This is a genomic window from Arthrospira sp. PCC 8006 (genome assembly GCF_046480465.1).
Classification (GTDB): Bacteria; Cyanobacteriota; Cyanobacteriia; order Cyanobacteriales; family Microcoleaceae; genus Limnospira; species Limnospira platensis.
In genome coordinates this window covers 1-1,371 of sequence record NZ_PKGG01000456.1, presented here as the reverse complement: position 1 = coordinate 1,371, position 1,371 = coordinate 1, and the positions used below count along the sequence as shown (strand labels likewise).

The 1,371-nt window shown below is 47.4% G+C and carries 1 protein-coding gene and 1 pseudogene; both read left to right on the top strand.

Features of this window, described 5'->3' with window-relative positions:
- Positions 1 to 517 (top strand): GUN4 domain-containing protein (locus tag B9T16_RS28715; protein ID WP_410246395.1); only part of this gene is annotated, 517 nt, incomplete at its 5' end.
- A gap of 368 nt (positions 518 to 885) precedes the next feature.
- Positions 886 to 1,371: pseudogene (locus tag B9T16_RS28710) on the top strand (GUN4 domain-containing protein); the annotation flags it as partial.

Sequence of the window (1,371 nt, the reverse complement as noted above, 5' to 3'; positions counted from 1 at the left end):
AGCGATCGCATCTCAACTCCAGTCGATAACTGAAGCCGTGGCAGATACTACCATCGTGTCTTCTTCTGGTATTTTGTATACCGAACTCGACAGATTATTGAAATCAGGCAACTGGAAAGCTGCAGACAAAGAAACGGCTAAGATGATGTTAGCGGTGGCACAAAAAACCTTTAGGAGATATTTAGACGACGATGTTATCAAAAACTTTCCCGGCGAGGATTTGCGAATCATCGATGGTCTTTGGGTCAAACACAGCAGGGGACGCTTTGGGTTTAGTGTCCAGAAGCAAATTTACATCAATTGTGGAGGTAAGCTTGTAGGACACTATCCAGGTGATACAGCGTGGTGTCAGTTTTGTGACGAGGTGGCATGGCGATATAATGGGGATTACGTGGTCTGGTCTGATTGCACGTTTTCCGCGACTGCTCCCCGCGGCCATCTCCCAAGTTATACCGGGCACTATAGTACTTTTACATCTCTTCTCTCGCGCACAGACTTGTTAACCTTTAACATATAAGCACTTCTAAGCACTTCAGGTAGTTGTCAAGTTCTTGTTTTCGGCAACTTTTTCACAGAAACATCGGCACCTCCCCCTATTCGATGCCTCGCACTCCACTCAAAGCGGTAGCCATTGGCTTTGACAAACTTTTAGGCCACTTCTGTAACCTCTGTACTTTCGCGTTTCCGGAATATTCCCAGGAAGTTTCATCTGTCCGGGAGATGTCTTTTTCCCACTGAGTGAAGAAACCCGGTTTATATCAGGGTTATAGGTAAATACCGAAATATGTCCGTCGTAACCGAGTTTCTCAGTTCCTCTCGGTGGGTTATCATAGCATAAAGCCGGGTTTCCCTACACCCGGTTGTCGTGATTTATCAGGGTTGGGAATGATGACGAAATGTTCTGTTTGTGAAACCGAATATACAGAAAATGAGGTCGAAACCTGTTCCGTGTGTGGTTATGACCTGACCCCCTATCCCCCTATTGACGAGATACCGTCCGAGTTGTGGGAGAAGGAGAAAAAACGCATTGCCGTCGCCAAGCGGGTTTGGAAATCGTCTCAGTCTCAGGTAAAGTCCGCACAGTTGATGGTCTCTCACCTGCAGTCTTATTTATATGAGATGACCCGGAACATTTACGGTTTTACCCAATCCCAATCTCAACTCCCATCCCAGAGTCAAGCGATCGCATCTCARCTTCCATCCCAGAGTCAAGCGATCGCATCTCAACTTCCATCCCAGAGTCAAGCGATCGCATCTCAACTCCMATCCCAGAGTCAAGCGATCGCATYTCAACTCCMATCCCAGAGTCAAGCGATCGCATCTCAACTCCMATCCCAGAGTCAAGCGATCGCATCTCAACTCGACGAGTCG